General features: G+C 66.4%; 12 protein-coding genes and 1 pseudogene. 6 read left to right on the top strand and 7 right to left on the bottom strand.

Annotated features, from left to right (window positions below):
• Positions 1-6: 6 nt before the first annotated feature.
• Positions 7-339, bottom strand: a complete 333-nt coding sequence (locus tag ACIG0D_RS22110; RefSeq protein WP_399803407.1) for a hypothetical protein — start codon at positions 337-339, stop codon at positions 7-9.
• 192 nt (positions 340-531) lie between these two features.
• Between ACIG0D_RS22110 and ACIG0D_RS22105 the strand changes: the two are divergent.
• The 3 genes and pseudogenes from ACIG0D_RS22105 to ACIG0D_RS22095 all read left to right on the top strand — a co-directional run.
• Positions 532-983: pseudogene (locus tag ACIG0D_RS22105) on the top strand (IS5 family transposase); the annotation flags it as partial.
• A gap of 1250 nt (positions 984-2233) precedes the next feature.
• Complete coding sequence (locus tag ACIG0D_RS22100; RefSeq protein ID WP_399803404.1) at positions 2234-2941, top strand: hypothetical protein; 708 nt, start codon at positions 2234-2236, stop codon at positions 2939-2941.
• 890 nt (positions 2942-3831) lie between these two features.
• Positions 3832-3996 (top strand): hypothetical protein, encoded by a 165-nt coding sequence (locus ACIG0D_RS22095; protein ID WP_399803401.1) that lies wholly within the window; start codon positions 3832-3834, stop codon positions 3994-3996.
• Here the strand turns inward: ACIG0D_RS22095 and ACIG0D_RS22090 are convergent.
• From ACIG0D_RS22090 to ACIG0D_RS22075, 4 genes are all read right to left on the bottom strand, one after another.
• Complete coding sequence (locus ACIG0D_RS22090) at positions 3983-4996, bottom strand: PQQ-binding-like beta-propeller repeat protein (protein ID WP_399804117.1); 1014 nt, start codon at positions 4994-4996, stop codon at positions 3983-3985. The two genes, ACIG0D_RS22095 and ACIG0D_RS22090, sit on opposite strands and share 14 nt — an antisense overlap.
• Before the next feature lie 1277 nt (positions 4997-6273).
• Entirely contained in the window at positions 6274-7647 is a 1374-nt protein-coding gene (locus tag ACIG0D_RS22085) for a cytochrome P450 (RefSeq protein WP_399803398.1), read from the bottom strand.
• 120 nt (positions 7648-7767) lie between these two features.
• The gene (locus ACIG0D_RS22080) at positions 7768-8958 is read right to left on the bottom strand and encodes a DUF6545 domain-containing protein (protein WP_399803395.1); all 1191 of its coding nucleotides are present in this window, start codon (positions 8956-8958) and stop codon (positions 7768-7770) included.
• Between the two features lie 6 nt (positions 8959-8964).
• Complete coding sequence (locus tag ACIG0D_RS22075; protein WP_399803393.1) at positions 8965-9564, bottom strand: hypothetical protein; 600 nt, start codon at positions 9562-9564, stop codon at positions 8965-8967.
• A 721-nt stretch (positions 9565-10285) separates the two neighbouring features.
• Between ACIG0D_RS22075 and ACIG0D_RS22070 the strand changes: the two genes are divergently transcribed.
• Positions 10286-11605: a hypothetical protein gene (locus ACIG0D_RS22070; protein ID WP_399803390.1), complete on the top strand. Its 1320-nt coding sequence runs from the start codon at positions 10286-10288 to the stop codon at positions 11603-11605.
• 65 nt (positions 11606-11670) lie between these two features.
• Here ACIG0D_RS22070 and ACIG0D_RS22065 read toward each other — a convergent pair whose 3' ends face one another.
• Positions 11671-12951: a cytochrome P450 gene (locus tag ACIG0D_RS22065; protein ID WP_399803388.1), complete on the bottom strand. Its 1281-nt coding sequence runs from the start codon at positions 12949-12951 to the stop codon at positions 11671-11673.
• Between the two features lie 364 nt (positions 12952-13315).
• Here ACIG0D_RS22065 and ACIG0D_RS22060 point away from each other — a divergent pair.
• A protein-coding gene (locus ACIG0D_RS22060; RefSeq protein WP_399803386.1) for an IS5 family transposase occupies positions 13316-14133 on the top strand; the annotation gives its coding sequence in 2 pieces (ribosomal slippage) (positions 13316-13664 and positions 13664-14133; 819 coding nt in all).
• 375 nt (positions 14134-14508) lie between these two features.
• On the opposite strand, the gene ACIG0D_RS22055 is transcribed toward ACIG0D_RS22060, so the two are convergent.
• Entirely contained in the window at positions 14509-15249 is a 741-nt protein-coding gene (locus ACIG0D_RS22055; protein WP_399803383.1) for an AraC family transcriptional regulator, read from the bottom strand.
• A 54-nt stretch (positions 15250-15303) separates the two neighbouring features.
• Here ACIG0D_RS22055 and ACIG0D_RS22050 point away from each other — a divergent pair, with 54 nt between their 5' ends.
• Positions 15304-16512: an MFS transporter gene (locus ACIG0D_RS22050; protein WP_399804114.1), complete on the top strand. Its 1209-nt coding sequence runs from the start codon at positions 15304-15306 to the stop codon at positions 16510-16512.
• Positions 16513-17011: the final 499 nt, after the last annotated feature.

Genomic DNA, 17011 nt, shown 5'->3' with positions numbered 1-17011 from the left:
AGTCCATCAGAGGAGCAAGCCGGGCACCAATGGTTTTCCCAAGGACAACCCGTCCGCCCATGCCGCGGATAGCGCGAGCTGATCCGCTCGGTCATTCGCCGTGTTCGGCGCTTCGGAACTATCAATACGTCCGAACTTGGTACGCAGCGTGTCCAGTACGCGGATGAGGATGTCCGTCTTGCCGGTGTTGTTGAAGACCTCGCCGGCAGCTTGGCCCTCGAAGTGGCTGTTCAGTCCGATGAGAAGAAGATTCCGGATCTCCTCCTCTCCCATCTTGGCGCTCGTGCCCGGAGCCCGCTCCAGCGCGTTTCGCTGGTTTCGCAGCACTTCGATGCACACCTATCTCGCGCGTTCACTCGAATATCGCGAGCGGGTCCCCCCTGATGAGCCCTGGTGTTGCTGAAACTCGCCGACATTTCTGCAGCCGAACAGCATCAAGCGTTCCCCGAACTCACCATCACGCGTTGCCGCTTCCAACCGACACAATCAGTCCCGGGACAGCACACCTAGGCCGTTTCTTTCAATCATCTGATCGTTGGTCGGGGTGTGTCGTTGACTGACGCCCAGTGGGCCCGTATCGAGCCGTTGCTGCCGGATCGGACCCCTCGGCGGGGTGGGCGGTGGCGTGATCACCGGCAGGTGATCGACGCGATCGCGTTCAAGTACCGCACCGGCACGCCGTGGATGGACCTGCCCGAGCACTTCGGTTCGTGGAAGGGCGCCCACAACCGGCTGCGGAAGTGGGCCGCCGACGGCACCTGGGAGAAGGTCTTCACCGCCCTGCTCGCCCAGGCCGACGCCGAAGGAGACCTGGACTGGATCGTCGCGGTCGACTCCACCATCGTGTGTGCGCACCAGCACGCCGCCGGGGCCCGCCAAAAGGGGCCCCGCCCGGCGAGCCCGAGCACCATGCCCTCGGACGCTCCCGCGGTGGACTGACCACGAAGATCCACCTCGTCGCAGACGGCCACTGTCGACCGCTGGCGCGTAGCCGGACGAGAGCCATGTGCGGCCATCGCATGCCATACCGGCCGTTGCATGCCCAGGCGACAACCTTTCGCCGATGCGCGTCAGGTTTTTTCGCCCAGTCCAGCAGTTGTCTGTGGGCATCCCGCGCGAGTTCTTCCGTCTCCGCGGCTTGGGCGATCAGTGCGGTGACGATACGGAGGTATTGCTCGTCGGAAGAGGTGGTGGCCCAGATGTCGAGGAGGGTGAAGAAGGGAGATTCGACCTCTGTGATGGACAGCTCCAGCAGACGGGATCCGATCTGCTCCGTCCATGCTCTGGCGACGCCGTCGGGGGCGGTAATGCGAGCGAGCCACTCCGTGGTTGCGTCTCGTTCGTCGGCCCAGTGGTGCCAGTCCATGCGGATGGCGGAGCGGGCGAGGCCCGGGCGGCTGTGGAATGCAGCTGTGTCGCTGGAAGTGATGTCGACACCGACGTCCCCCAGCCGACGCCGAGGGCTGCGGCCTTCTCGGTACCGGCGTGCGACCGCCTCATCGCGGCCGCCGAACTCGGTTGCTGCCTTGATGCATACTTCGACAGGGGCGTCCTCGAGGTAGGCGGCGGCGAGCAGCATCACTCGGTCCTGGCCGCGGGTGCCTGTGCTGGTGAGCGTCTGCTCCAGGAAGTTGGTCCATAACAGGACCTCTTCCCGGATGCGGCGAAGCTCGCTGATTCCCTGCTCGTGCTCCGGTGAAGAGGGTGTGTCTCTGCGTTCGACCGCTTTGGCCAGCCGTTCAGGATCGATGCCGCGCAGGCGTTCGGCGATCGCGACAGCATCATCCGGGCTGACACTGCGGGTGATGAGATCAGACAGGACGCCGGCGGTTCGGTCGGGGGCTGCTTGGCGCAACAGGCCGCGTGTCACAGTGCGCTGGGCGTCCTGCTGCAGCCACCCGGCCTGCGCGTGGCTGCCCCAGTGCGCAAGATGGTTCCGGGCGACCTGGATGGCGTCGGGGCGTAAGCATGGAACTGGGCCGACTGGAATCGCTGAGTGATGCGCAGCCGCTGGTTGTGGCCCATGCACGCTGGCCAAGGCGCAGGACCGCGATCTTCGCCTGCTGAAGATCCTGAAGCAGGGTGGGTCGAAGTGTCAATAATCATTAACTAACCTGGCGCTGGCGGTGTCCGTACCCATACGATTTCTTCAGCCGCCCAAGGCCAGAGGCAACCGCCAGGTAGCCTCATGGAGCCCCTCCAGTCCCGCCGGCCAGCCACGGAGAGCCCCCAGGTGAACAAACCCGCCGACGAGACGGCACAGGGAGAAGCGTCCAGCTCCCATGAGTCCCCCCCTCAGGACGAGCTCGCGGCACTCCTTGAAGAACTCCGAGCCATCGAACAGAAGATGCCGCCTGCGGTGCGCGGCATGTTCGAAGACCTCCTCAACCCCGAGAAGCTCAGTCACGCTTCGGGTGTCGAGCCGCCGGAACGGGTCAGGGCCCTACTCAGCGGTGCCATCGCCGAGGACGGACCGCAGGAATCAGCGGAGACCCGACGGCTCAATCGCCTTGTCTTCCTGCGCAACACCCGGTTGAAGCACCCCACAAGTCCGCGGCCCAGCCGCCGCGTCCCCCGGCCGTACTTCTTCAGCGAGATCGCTCGAGGCGTCCAAGCGCGGGGCGGCAACCTCAGCAAGCAGACCGTGCACTACATCTTCAACGAAGGTCGGCAGCCGAGCCCGGAGAATCTCGCACACATGGAGCGATTCTTCGGCGTACTCCCAGGCTTCTGCTCGTACACCGACAGGGAAGCTCTTGCCGTGTGCCTTCGCCCCATCGTTCAGCAGCTGAGCTATCTGCTCAGGGCAGCTGAAGCGGCGGCACGCGGCATCACCAAGATCGCAGCACGTACTTCCGAGGATCTGAGCCCGGGGACTGACGCGATGACTGCGATTCTCACCGCCATTCTGTCCAGTGAGGCCCCGGAAGAGCCTTCCTAGCGTTCACAGCACTGCCCCTCTCAACCGGCGAAGCTATTGGCTGCGGCCAAGACCTGCTCAGGGTCGTGGGCCACCCGCCGGGGGATGTCCGGGGATCGCCTGCTGAGGTGAGGATTCAGTACGTGAGAGGGACAGGCGATGGTCGAAGGTCTGCCACCGCACGCGTGGTGGCAGACCTCCGCCTGCTCACGGCGGCCGTGCTAGGGGGAGAGCAAGGCCGCGATGAGCGTCTGTGTTTGCCGAGGAATCAGTTCTTCGAGGACGGTCTGAAGGCGCAGTCGGCGCGACGCTGACGAGCCCGCGCATCGACGGCTCGGAGCTGCCGCCGGGCGGTGGACAAAGCCCGGGAGAGCTCAGCAATCACCTCCTGTGCCCGCGCCCGCTCCGCCATTGCGCCATTGGTGCCCGCGCGCCAACGGCCGTCAGTTCCACACCTGTTGGCAATTGCCGTAAACTGGGCGAACAACTCGCTCATCCGGCGCCCAATCTCGGCATGGTCCTTGGCTGAGAAGTCCTCATCCTCCAGCTGCCAGCTACTCACCGGAGCCCCCCTGCCGACTGGAAGACTCTCGGGACGGGCCTCGCTGGCGGCCGCACCGCCCAGGGAGCGACCAGTCGTGGGCGGCCACTGTTGACTCCGGCGCCCCAGCCGAGATCGAACGCAAGGTGTCCGTGTCGGTCTGCGGCAATCGCCCGGCGGGCCCTCACGACCCACCGGGCACGGCTCAGCTGAACTCCTAAAGGCATGTCTGCTCCTCCAACACCGCAGGTGCCTCGTCCGAGGAACGCCCGGAGCTGAGACAATCAGCCGCCTACGACCATGGACTGGGCTGTTGCGCAGCCCAGAAGAAGAGCCCGCGCACACGTGCGATCAACGGTCGGCTCCGATCTTGCTGCAACTCGACCAGAGTGTCAATCGTTGTGAACGATCTGGGCTCGCGAAGGTGTATCTGGCGCATCGCTTCTTCCACGTCTACGCCGCGCTGGCCGTCGCCGCCGGCGAAACTTCGCCGTCCGTCGGCGACCTCAGCGGTCGCCGGATCACCGATTGCTGAACACCAGCGACATCGGCTCGGGGTCGTCCTCACCGGGCAGGTAGCCGCTATTGAGGTGCAGATACAACCGACCATCCTCGTAGATCACGGATTCCTGGCCCCTGGGGGTGACCAGGCCCTTGAGTGTGCTGTTGAGCCACATGTCTCCGGGAAGGCGCAGCAGGACCTCGGTGTCCTGTGCGCCGGGGCCCAGGCGTAGTACGCGCGCGGGTCTGCTGCCCGAGGGGTCCTCGACCACGACGACCGCGTCACCATCGGCGCGGACCGGCCGCCACATCCTCAGCTTCGGAGCTTTGAAGTCGTGGAGGCGCTTGCCCGTGCGCAGGTCGAAAGCGGTGACGGAGTTGGCCGTCGAGAAGGCGTGGGGGTCACTGGGAAGGTAGGCGGTTTCGCCGGTGACGACGACGTTCGTGCAGGCGCCGGTGTCGCCGCAGCCGGCGATGTAGTCGTCCCCGATGTCGATGATCGACTGAGTCCTACCTTCGTCGGAGACGGTCAGGATCTGGTCCGCGTCCAGGGCGTCCGAGCTGTGCAGCAGACCGATCACGAGCGGACTGCCAGAGATCAGCCAGGCTCCCTCCGTCTTCGGCACCTGATACATCCAGCGGGCCTTCCCCGTCTCAGGGTTGCGTTCCCCAACGCGGAACCGCATCCCAGCGGCAGTCTTACAGTAAGCCAGGGTCAGCAACTTCCGGCCCCCCAGGTGTTCCTCCTGGGCGCAGCCCTTGGTGGGCGCGTCCCACAGCAGGGCGCCGGTGGACGGCGCATACGCGGTGGATCCGCCGGGCCAGCCCGCCGCCACGGCGGTGTCACTGATGGCGACGGTCAGCCCGAGACCGCGCTGGACGCTGTCGGCCAGGGGCTTCTCCCACACCCTGGTGCCCTTGACGACGTCGATCACCGCCAACCGCGTGCAGGTGCTGTTCTCGCTGCGCTTGGCGTTGTGAAACACGACGGCGACCAGGCCGCCGCGGGTCACGTCACGCGACGCGGCGCACAGCGGACCGGACAGCTCGATCCTCCAGGCACGCTTGCCGGACTCGACGTCGTACCCCGGCGACCGACTCCTTCTCGCCCGTGGCGTAGTAACCGGACGTCAGCCAGGCGCCGGGGGTCCGGAAGGACTCGTCACCGATCTCAGGCGCGGGTATCCGGAAGTGCTCCTCGGCCTCGATGCTGACGGGCTTCGCAGAAGAGGGCGTGGGCGAAGCCGTCCTCGCGCCGTCGGCCCCCCGCGTGTCGTCCGTGTCCGAGTCGCGCAGTACGGCGAACACCCCGGCGCCCAGCACCAGCAGGGCCGCGAGGAGGGAACCAGCGACGAGGGCGACTCGACGCTTCCCACCACCGCCAACCGGCACGGTTGGCGGGGCGTACCTGGGCGGCTGAGGGTGACCGTGAGGCGCGTACCCCCTTGGCTGATGCGCGTGCGGAGCCTGACCCGGCAAGAGAGGGGGCTCTCCATAGGGTCCTGGCCGTGGAACAGGTCTGGGCTGCTGCGGCGGCTGGTCGTGTGCCGGAAGCGGCTCGGGCGCCTGCGACATCGGGATGCTCTCCTTCGCGTGGACGGGTCGGTCGGGCGCGCACGGCCAGGTCGGCCGTGCCTCCGTTCCCGCCATGATCTCGCCGCCCGCGAACGGGCCACTCAGGAGGGTTGACGCCCACACCGGTCGGAGAACAGCCCGTACAACCGAAGGAGTCATCCAGACGGTTCGGCTGCTGCACCATGCCGCGCAGTCCGGGCCATCGGCGCTGAGGCGTCCTCGATGGTGGGGTCGCGGGCAGTGCCCTCGACCAGGCGGTCCCGCAGGTCGCCCCCGCGACGGCTCGTGAACCGGGCCGCAGCGCATTGTCGACACCGACACACCGGTCCACTGCACGGCGGCCGGCCGTTCCGCGTCTGGCGCGCGGTCGGGGAGCGGCGGGTCGCGGGCGATCACTGGCCGCCGTGCCGGGCGGCCCAGCGCACGGCGGCCGGTTGGGGAAAGATGGATTCTTGGAAGACGGTTTCATGGGGCCTTGACCTGCCGGAGCGGGCCTGTTGGCCTGAGGGCCGGCAGGTCAAGGACTCTCGATCTACTGGGACTTACCGCCCAGCTTCAGCCGCGTCTTGAATCGCTCATACGCTCTGCCGAGTGCAGTGCATCGTGCGACCCATGGAGGCACGCCGAGAGGGAACATATGTCTAATCAGTGTGATCAGGAACCGCCGCTCCGTATCGGAGTGGCGAGATACTGAGCGCCTCCGCAATGGCTTGAGCCAGCCTGTCGCAGAGCTGCGCTAGCGCATCGACGGGCTTCTTCCGCCGGGTGCTGGGGCCTGGCGCGACTGCACCGTCATCTTGAGCGTTTGGGGCCGAACGGTGGCGCGCGCTACCGGCCGAACCTGCTCTCGGAGGTCGAGCCGTGCCCGGCGGACGATCGTTGCCAAGGCAGTGACCAATTCAGTGAGAGCGAACCGGTCGCCGATGCATTTGTGTTTACCCGCGCCAAATGGAAGGAACGCGCTCGAGGGGGGTTGCTGATCACTGTCAAGCCAACGGTCGGGGTCGAAGGCCAGAGGGTTGGGGAAGAGTGCAGCGTCTCGGTGGAGAGCGTGCTGGCAGTACGCCAACTCGGTTCCCGCCGGCAGGGTCCACGGCCCGAGTTGCGTTGCGGTGATGGTCCGGCGGGTGACGAGCCACCCGGTGTGGTGCAGCCGCAGCACCTCGTCAAGAACACGCCGCAGGTAGGGCAACTGTGGAATGTCTTTGAAGGTGATCGGCCTTTCGCCGAGGACGTCGTCGAGCTCTGCCAGGACTCGGGCTTCGATGTCGGGGTTGCGCGCGAGTTCGTACAGCGACCAAGACAGGACCGAGGCGGTGGTTTCCGTGCCTGCTACAGCAAGGGTCAAGATCTCGGAGCAGATTTCGTGCTTGGTCAACGGACGGCCATTGTCATCCTTCGCGCGCAGGAGCATGGACAGCATGTCGCCAGTGCCGTGCCCTGAGGCCTGCAGTTGGTCGACGGCTTTGTGGATGGTGGCCCGCACGGCGTCCCGGGCCTGGTTGAAGCGGCGGTTGAAGGGCAGCGGCAGCTTCTCGGCCCAGTCAGGCAGCATGATGCGGGCGCCGACTCCGTTCATGACGACCGACAGGTCGCGACGCAGCCGGCGGAAGGTCGTCTCGTCCAGGCTGCCGGAGAACACTGTCTTGGCGAGCATGTCGAGGGAGAGCTTGACCATAGCCTCGCGTACGTCGAGGACGTGGCCGGGCTTCCAACTGTCGACGGCCGCGTTCACCTCATCGCGCATGATGTCGACGTATCTAGCGATCTCACTGCGGGCGAAGGCGGGCTGGAGCTGACGTCGCTTTCGGACGTGGTTTTGGCCAGCTGCGGTGACGACTGAGTCGCCAAGTAGTTGGCCCATCTTCTCGAAGAAGCGACCCTTGTCGAGGCTGGGGCCGAGGTCAACCAGCATCGTGCGGATCAACTCGGGGTCCTGGACGATGATCGTACGGGTGCCTGGTTGGAGGGTGATCTCGACCAGAGGGCCGTAATTCTCACGGAGTGAGGCGATAAAGCCGAGGTTGTCGCGCATGAGCTGTATCGCGTGACCCAGCAGGGGCAACGATCCCGCCGCCCTGGGTATGGGGGGAGGCGCTACGAGCGTCACAAGGGTTCCTTTCGAGCCGATCACTGGGCGCCCATATGGCTTCCCTGCTGTTCCCCGTGCGCAATCCAGCGTGGGCAGTGGCCTGCGCCACGAAAGCCCCACATCAGGAAGGGGGCCTGGTCACGGCAGAGGGGTGAGAGTCTCGAGGGCTTCTTCCACCAGCGGGTGGCGCAGGTGGGCCGCGATACGAACTTGGCGTGCCCGCTCAAGGATGGGCGGGGTACCGTCCGCCGGTGTCGCCGAGGAGGATTCCGGGGTGGGCAATCCCAGACGGAGGGCGGCGTCGCAGCGTTGCCGTGCGTGCCGGATCGTCGCGGCCGCCTGAAGGGAAGGCAGATCAAGGCTCTGTGCGTCGGGTCGAGCAGTGACCAGCTCTTTCACGACGTGCGCGGGTACTGGGCTCATCCACGGGCGAAGGCTGTAGGTACCGTCCAGAATCTCCGCAAGGAGGTCCGACAGGGCGTAGCGGTTCCACCAGGTCGTTCGCGGCGGTAGGGCGCTGCCTGTGACGATCTGCCAAAGAGGAGTCAGAGCGGCGTGGTCGGCTCGCTCAGATCCGCGTGCCGCGAGCGCCGGCTTGGCGAGGCCATAACTGGCGAGCAGGGCACTGGTACTACTCGCCACGGACCCGAGCGCGGCCAAGAAGTCGAGGCCGTGGTGGCCCTGAGAGGCGAAAAGGACAGCCACAGCGGTAAAGGCGACGTAAACCAAGTCGAGCGCAACAGCGAGGGCGAACAGGCGCAGGCTTTCTTCCAGTTCGGGCCGGCCAGGAAGGGCGATCACTCCGTCGGGGCCGCGGCACTGGCGGACGGTGGCGAGGATTCCGATGGTCAGTGCGCTGAGGTAGACCAGCTGCATGGCGCAGGCTGCCGGCACATCGGCGTAGGCGGTGGCGAACGAAAGTGGGCGGGCGGGACCGGAGAGGTCGGCCGCCCAGAACAGCCCGGCCATGGCAGCGATCGCCAAACCGTACATCGGCGTCCAAACGATGGCCGAGCGCCGTAGGGCGTCTGGGCTGCGTCGGCGAGGGTGCCACAGCACGGTGAGGGCGTGGGCATGGCCAACGCATACCAGGATGGTCACGTTGACTATGAGGGAAGGGAGGCTTGGGACATGCGTGAATGAGCCGACGAAGCGGTAGACCGCGGGCGCGGAAAGCAGGTAGACGACCGATGCACACAGCAGCACGGAGGCGGTGAGGCGCAGGGCGGTGTCGCGGTCAGTGCGTGCGACAACGGCCTTCGCCATGCCGACAGCGAAACATACCGCGAAAATGAGCAGGTTGATTCCGGTGAGAGTGTTCTCGAGCATCGATCTTCAGATGCCGGTACGCCGGTGATCGAATGAGGAGGCGAGTGACCCGGTGCCGTCTGGGTCGTCCCCGAGGGGAACCATTTGCAACATCTGCCGCGCAAAGACCTCTGCGGGGTCATGTCGGTGACTGCGCTCGCCACGCAATTTGACCTGCTGGCTATCAGCGAGGACAGCCTTCACCAGTTCGGGAGGAAGCGCGTCCAGGACGTCAACGAGGTTGTCCAGTTCAAGGACGGAATGCTCGCCAAACGCGGACCGTTTTGTCTTCGACGGCCACAGTCTGCACCGTTGAAGCGGCCGTACCACGCATTGACGCCACGCGCGGATGCCGATTGAGGGCGTCTCGAGGTCCTCAATGAGGTGCCACAGTTCGTGGAGGGTGATGAGCACACGGTGCAGTGGTTCGGCTCTCGAGTTCACTATGATCGTGTCGGCCTCTTCCCCGAAGGCACACAGGCCGGTGGTTGCTCTGGGGAGCGGCTTGCAGACAAGCTGAACCTTCTGGCCGCGCAAGGCCTCAACCCGGGCCACCATCGCATCCAAGCCCAGGTCGGGGCGCAGCCCCAGCTTCTTCGCGGTTCGGACGACCTTGCCGCGCGTCATCCTGAGCGTGATCTCGTCACGGATTGCCAGCAACCACCCGGCCGCGGTGGATGTGGGCTCCGGGCACACAGGGGAGGAATGAGATATGAGCACTCACAGCACCCCCAACCGGTCACTTATTTGCGAGAGTGGGACATGCTGGGCACGAGCGGATCTGGTCGGATGCGCTGATGTTTGGGCGGCCTCATTCGTCATCGGCTGAAGACGCCCCCATTCCCCGTGTGGCAGCCCGTACTCAGTGGTCTACGCAGGGAGATTACCAGCGTCCGGACGGACGATCCTCGGTCGTGCCGTTTTCCTTGCAGCATCCGGTGCACTGGGGCGGGCACGGACGTGCAGCGTCGGCGCAGCCCGTGCAGGCGGCCACGTGTCTGAGCCTGGGTAGCGGGTGTGCCCGCACGGTGTCCGAACAAGCCGTAGGGGGACCAGGACCGTGGTCGGAGTTCTTGCGCCAGGCTGGGAGCCGGCTCGGTTGTTGAGGAGTTCACGTTTGTTGACCGACCGGCCATGGTGCACTTGGATTTGAGCTTGGTGGAGGCCAGCACTAGCAGAGTGAAGTGTTGCCTCTCTCTTTCCCTGCCAGGCCCGCTCGGTTGCGGCCGTGCGGCCAGCCTGGCCGCGACGACCAGGAAACGGTGCAATGACCAATCCGCCCCACGCCCGCCTCAGCCACGGAGCGGCCACCCCACCTGCGTCTGGGTGCCCGGCTCACTCGGAGCCCGTGCGGCTGAGCAGCGAAGCTGTGCAGGGGTCGCTTGCCGACCTGTACGAGCCGTGGCGCAAGGAACACGGGCCTGTCGTACCAGTTGAACTGGACGGGGGTGTGCCTGCCTTCCTCGTCATCGGCCACCGGACACTGCGGGAAGTCTGCTCCCAGGAGAGCCTCTACAGCCCCGACTCCCGCAACTGGGCCGAGTTGCAAGCAGGACGGGTACCAAGCGACTGGCCGCTGCTGCCGCAGGTGGCCTACCAGGAAGGCTCTACCCGTTTCCTGAGCGGCTCGGAGCATCAGCGACTGCGTGGCGTCCTCACCTCCGGGCTCGCCCAGGTCGAAACCGCGTCGGTTCGCCGCTACACGGAATGGGCAGCTGATCGGCTGATCAGCCGGTTCGCACCGAAGAGGCAAGCAGAGATCGTGGCCGACTATGCCGCTCCGTTGCCACTGTTGGTAATGCTGCGCCTGCTCGGCCTGCCGCACGAGACCGGCGAGCAACTGCTGCCGGCAATCTTCCGGCTCCTGGAGGGCGGCCCGGAAGCGCATCGCGCGAATGAAGAAATATCGGACATCATCGGCCGTCTTGTAGTCGCTCGACGTGCCAAGCCTGAACGGGACCTCGTCTCATGGTTGCTTCACGGTCCGGTCGACGGCGGTCCCCCACTAAGCGCCCTTGAAGTGGGCAACCTCGCCTGGCTGACGGTCATGGCCGGTGCTGGCGGAACCACAGGCTGGATCGGCAACGCCTTGGAACGCCTCGTGTGCGACGAGAAGGTGCACACGCTCTTCCGCGCAGGCACGGTGACGGTTGCCGAGATCATGAACGAGACCCACTGGTCGAATCCTGCCGTACAGAACGTCATGGGGCGCTATCCCCTGCAGGACGGCCAGCTGGGCAATTACCACGTCCCGAAGGGCGCACTGCTGGTGTTGGGCCTGGCCGGCGCGAACGCGGACCCCGAGGTACACGTCGACAGCGACGGGCACACCTTTACCAACGAGTCTCACCTCGCGTTCGGTTCCGGCCCGCACGAGTGCCCGACTGCAGCTCAACGCCTTGCAAAAGTAGTCGGACAGACGGCGGTCGAGCGCTTCCTGGCACGATGCCGCACGCCTCGCCTGCAGGACGACGGCGCTGTGCAGCATGGCGGATCGGTAATCATGCGGCAGCTGACGAAGCTCGAGGTCGTCTTCACCGCCGACAATCAGGCTGCGGTACGTCAGGCCACGTCTGGCTCCGATGCGTTGGGAGAGTCGTCGCGCAGCTCCCACTACCTCTTCCCGCCGAGGATGCTGACACAGCTGACCTCGCATATGTCCGACTAAGTCAGGACGTGGGCTCAACCGCAGAGCGGTTGGGCCCAGCACGCCGAGCCCTGCGCGAGACGCTGCTAGCGCGGGGCGAGGTAGACCGGCACCCGCGCGGGGGCGTTGCTCGACAGCGACGTGATCCGCTCGACTGCACCGAGCGGTTCGGCTGCGGTGACTGCGAACCGCTCGAACAGCCGCCGCAGGGCAATCTTGGATTCCAGACGAGCCAGGGGGGCACCGAGGCAGTGGTGAGGGCCGTGACCGAAGGCACGGTGCTGATGTGCGTTGACCCGGTCTGCCAGGAAGGCGTCGGGGTCGGCGAAGACGTGGCCATCGCGACCGATCGCGGCAGTGTAGATCAGGACCGGTTCGCCTGCGCGGATAGTCACGCCATCGATCGTGGTGTCGCGGATGGCGTAGAGGAACATCGTGGTGGCCGCTGGCGCGTCGAGACGCAGGGCCTCCTCCACAACACCGCCCCATGCCCGATCGCCGTCGTGACCGCTCAGTACGCGGGCGAGTTGCTCGGGGTTCTCCACGAGCCGATGGATTGCGTTCGATAGGAGGTTCTGGGTGGTCTCATGCCCGGCGATCAGCATCAGGAACAAGGTCCCGGCGAGTTCGTCCGCAGACATGCCGCCGTTGTCGAACTCTGTGATGAGAGCAGTGGTGAGGTCGTCACTGGGCTGGGCACGCTTGGCGGCGATCAGTTGGGCCATGGTGCTGAAGATGGACGTCTGGGCACCGAGCCGCTCGCCGGGCGGCGTGGTGCTGCTCAACAGCAAACTGGTGTCGGTGGCCAGCTGCCGCCGCATATCCGGCTCGTCGACACCGTACAGCTCGCAGATCACCGTCACGGGCAGCTGGAAGGCAAAGGTGCTGCGCAGGTCTACCGATGCGTCGGGCGCAACGGCGGCGAGCGTGTCGAGCAGCTCCCGCACGATCTCCTCCACGCGCGGACGCAATGCCTCAACTCGACGTGGAGTGAAAGCCCGCTGAATCGGAAGACGCAGCCGTGTGTGGTCAGCGCCATCCATGATCAGCATTGTCGGAGTTGTGATGATCTGCAGGAGCGGCCACGTCTCGGGGACGAGACCGGCCTGGTAGGCCCGCCAGTGCTGCGGGTTCTTCCGCATATCCGGGTGCGTCAGCAACGCGTCGGCGACCTCACGCCTCGTCACTGCCCAAGCGGGTATCCGGTCTGGCAGTTCGACGGGAACCAATGGGCCAATCGCTTGGAGCGCTCGTCCCTCCGCAGGAAAGTCCTGGCCGAGCGGATCGAGCCGGTAAAGGGGGCGGGCGAGGGTGAACTGGTGAGGAGCGGGGGTGTCGTCGGTGAGCCGTGGCTCGCTGACGGCCATGAGGTGCCTCCGGAGACAGGTGAGACAGGGTAGTTCGGGCCGTTTGCGAACCAACTCGCTTGGTACACGAACGGTTCGCGTAGGACGGGTATGGAGCGTACGCGCTTTCCCCGGCTTGATCCTGAGGCACCGGAACTCAAAGTGTCAACGATTGTTAACGGTGGTGAGCTGTGACGCCGGGGGACGAGCGGTGACTCCGACGCCCAGGCGAGCGAGCGCGGACAGGACGTGAGTCGGCCGCGCTCTGCTTCACCAACTCAACGGCGACACCACCTGATGTCGAGCGCCACGTAACCGGGCTCGCCGTCACTCTCACCGGCGGCTAAGACCGTGTCCTACGTGGTGAGGCGTCGTTGAGCTCGGCATGGGGCGGGGTACGTGGAGTTGGATTGTTCCGGACGGGCTGTGGGAGATCGCGAAGCCGTTGATCCCTCCGTCGAGGGTGCGGCCGCAGGGCGGGGGAACGCAGGACACGCCTGATGAGACGCTGTTCGCCGCGATCATCTACGTGCTGGTCAGCGGCTGCGCCTGGCGAGCTCTGCCGCCGTGCTTCGGCATATCGAAGTCGACCGCCCGCCGCCGGTTCCTCATCTGGTCCAGAGCCGGTGTCTGGGGCCGGCTGCACGAGGCCGTGCTGCACCAACTCGACGACGCCGGCCTCATCGACGTCACCCGCGTAGTCCTCGACACCGCCCACGTCCGGGCCAAAAAAGGGGCGAACACACAGGTCCGAGCCCCGTGGACCGGGGCAAGCCGGGTTCCAAGATGCACGTCCTGTCGGACGCCAACGGACTGCCCCTCCTCGTCGGCGTCTCGGCAGGTAACACCCACGACAGCGAAGGACTGAAGCCCATGGTGGAGGGTCACCAAACGAGACACGACCCGCACCGCAGCCGGTACTTCAAGCCCCAGCGCTTGCATGCGGACAAAGCCTACGACCGGGCTGACCTGCGCAGGTGGCTCCGCGGCAAGCGCATCGGAGTCCGCATCGCCCGCAAAGGCATCGAGTCCAGCGAACGATTAGGGCGGCGCCGTTGGGTCATCGAGCGCACCATGTCGTGGCTGTCCGGCTACCGCAGACTCAGCCCTCGCTACGAGCGCGATCCCCGCAACTACCTGGCCTTTCTCGGCCTCGCAGCAGCCCTCTGCTGCTACAAACGACTCATCCGCCTCACCACGTAGGACACGGTCTTAAGGGACGCAGGGGCCAGCCCCCGACGCGCTTTTGAAGGAATCCGCCGTATGCACGCCCAAGCCGACAGTCCCGTGGCCGCCGCTGCTGCCGCCGCTCGGGACTTCGCCGAAGGCGTGCGGCGAGCAAACAGGACCGAGGGCTTGGCTGTAGACCGTCAGCTATAGGACCCGGCGGCCCGCTAGCGCGACCGCCACACTGTCAGCCGAAAGAGGCCGGAGGAGAAGCCAGCCGAAAGAGGCCGGAGGAGAAGCGACGCGGGGTCGCGCGGCTGTGGGCGACTGCTGCAGGTCCGATCCGCTCAGCCCGTGGTCAATTGTGCCGGATTCTCGCCCAGTGATACTCGGGCCGGATCGCTGGACCGGTCACCGGGAGTGCGTGCCAGGGGTATGACCGAACGCGCGGCGGAACACGTCGATGAAGGCGCTGGTGGATGACCATCCGCACTGGTTCGCGACCTTGGTCACCGGCACCTTCTCGGCCAGCAGGATCAGGGCGTGGTGGAGTCGTAGTTGGGTGCGCCACTGAGGGAACGTCATGCCGAGGTCGGTCCTGAACAGGCGGGAGAGTGTGCGGTCGCTGGCCCCGACCTCTCGGCCGAGTTCGGCGAGTGTGCGGTTGTCCGAGGGGTCGGACTGCAGGAGGTCGCAGACCGTCCGGAGCAGGGGACTGCTCGGTGTGGGCAGGTGCAGCGGCTGCTGTACCGAGGTCTGCAGCTGGTCCAGGAGCACCGCGCGCAGCCGCGTCCGCTCCGGGCTGTCGTCGTCCTCGGTGCGGGTGAAGGCGATGATGAGCTCACGCAGCAGCGGGCTCACCGCGAGCACGGTGGGGGTGTCCAGGCGCAGAGGGTTCTCCCACGCGGGGAGGCCTACCAGGTGCAGTTCGAGGTCACCGTGGGCCTGGTGGGCGTGGACGGTGCCGGCCGGGACCCAGATGGCGCGGGTCGCGGGGGCGACCCAGGAGCCGGCGCTGGTGGTGACGGACAGTACGCCCCGGCCCGCGTAGACGATCTGGTGGTCGTCGTGCCGGTGCGCGTCTATCCCTGCACCGGCCGCCAGTCGCTGGGTGCGCGTGGGGGCCACGGGCGTGTGGCGGACTTCCATCATTATCTGGCAGTTTATCGGAAGCGCGACACGGTGGGTGCCGTCCACGATGACAGCGTGCGTAGGAATCTCTCGATCACTCTTTTATCTGTCGGGCATGGCTGCATCGACGTCTATCAGGGCGCCGTCGCCTCCCTCGTGCCCTTCTTCGTCATCGAGCGCGCCTACAGCTACGCCGCCGTCTCGGGCATCGTTCTCGCCGCCTCCGTGGTGTCGTCGGTGGCCCAGCCGTTCTTCGGCATGCTGACCGACCGTCGGGCGATGCCTTGGCTGTTGCCGGTCAGCACGCTGGTCGCAGGGGTGGGCATCGCGCTCAGCGGGGTGAGTGACTCCTACACGGTGACGCTGACGGTCGTCGCGGTGTCCGGGGTCGGCGTGGCCGCGTACCATCCGGAGTCCGCGCGGGTGGCCAGGGTTGCCAGCGGCGGCAGCCACAGCGCGATGGGATGGTTCTCGCTGGGTGGCAACCTCGGCTTCGCGCTGGCCCCGGTCACGGTCGCCGTCGTGGTCTCGGTCGGAGGACTGCTCCTGACACCGCTGCTCATGCTGCCGGCCGTGGTCGGCGCCGCGCTGTGCCTGCCCGTGCTGCGCGTGCTGGAGACCCGGCTGTACGACGCGGCCAAGGCGCCCGTGACCGGCAAGGATGACAGGGCGTCGTTCGTCCGCCTCTCGCTGGCCGTGGTCTGCCGCTCCACCGCCTTCATCGGTCTGAGCACGTTCGTCTCGCTGTACGCCACCGAGCGCATGGACGGCAGCAAGGCCGCGGGCACGGCGGCTCTGTTCCTGCTGTACCTGGGTGGCGCGGTGGACAGCGTGCTGGGTGGTGCGCTGGCGAACCGATGGGACCGGGTGCGGGTCTCGCGCTGGTCGTACCTGCTGACGGCCGGATCGATCGCCGGTCTGCTCTTCGTTCCCGGCCCTGCCCTCTACCTGTTCGTCATCCTCACCTCGGCCGGTCTGTACATCCCGTTCTCGCTCCAGGTCACGCTGGGCCAGGACTACCTGCCCTCGCGGATCGGCACCGCCAGTGGAATCACGCTCGGTCTGACCGTGAGTATCGGCGGCCTGATCAGCCCGGTCATCGGCACCATAGCCGACAGGACTTCGCTGCAGACCGCCTTGGCCCCACTGATCCTGATGCCCGTCCTGGCCTGGCTGCTGTTCAAGACCCTGCCCGAACCCGCCGCGCCGGTGTCCGAGAACACGGCACCGAAGGGAGAAGACGCCCATGCCGAACCCTCTCCCGGCCAGCCCGATCTTCGCTGAGCAGTCGGCACACCCACTGCGGCCGGCTAAGCGGACAGACGGTCCGACGCTCCGCTCCGCCCGCGAGGGGTGTCCGCTGCTCGCCTGGGGCTGTACGGCTACCGCGGACACACCGACCTGGAAGCTGTTGTCCGCCCACTCAACGTCGGGCGGCGAGGTGGAGTATTGCAAGTGCAGCTGCGACGCCATCGTGGTGCTCTCCCGCGGCGAGGTGGCTGCGCTCATTGCTCCGGATGGTGACAGGACCGGCGGGTGTGGTGGAAGCGAGTCAATGCCGTGAACGGCGCGATAATCCTCTGTTTCGGCGCGACGCCAGTAGCTGGCGTTGGTCACGTCTCGCCGTGTGCCGGGTCTCGTCCGTCCGCGGACAGACGGGGACGGGGTCGGGGAGCGGCCGGCGGCACCGGCCTGACGGGCACGCCAGGGCGCCACGACGAAGCCGTCCTGAAGACGGGCAAGAGCATCCTCCGACATAGCGGCCTGCGCTGACCAGGTCACG

It is taken from the genome of Streptomyces sp. NPDC052773, from assembly GCF_044547145.1.
Classification (GTDB): domain Bacteria; phylum Actinomycetota; class Actinomycetes; order Streptomycetales; family Streptomycetaceae; genus Streptomyces.
Note: the sequence above shows the minus strand (reverse complement) of the source record. Positions and strands in the feature narration are given on the sequence as shown.

Coding starts and splice junctions, on each gene's coding strand:
- ACIG0D_RS22080 (WP_399803395.1), bottom strand. CDS start 8,958: ATGCTCGAGAACACTCTCACCGGAATCAACCTGCTCATTTTCGCGGTA.
- ACIG0D_RS22065 (WP_399803388.1), bottom strand. CDS start 12,951: ATGGCCGTCAGCGAGCCACGGCTCACCGACGACACCCCCGCTCCTCAC.
- ACIG0D_RS22075 (WP_399803393.1), bottom strand. CDS start 9,564: ATGACGCGCGGCAAGGTCGTCCGAACCGCGAAGAAGCTGGGGCTGCGC.
- ACIG0D_RS22055 (WP_399803383.1), bottom strand. CDS start 15,249: ATGATGGAAGTCCGCCACACGCCCGTGGCCCCCACGCGCACCCAGCGA.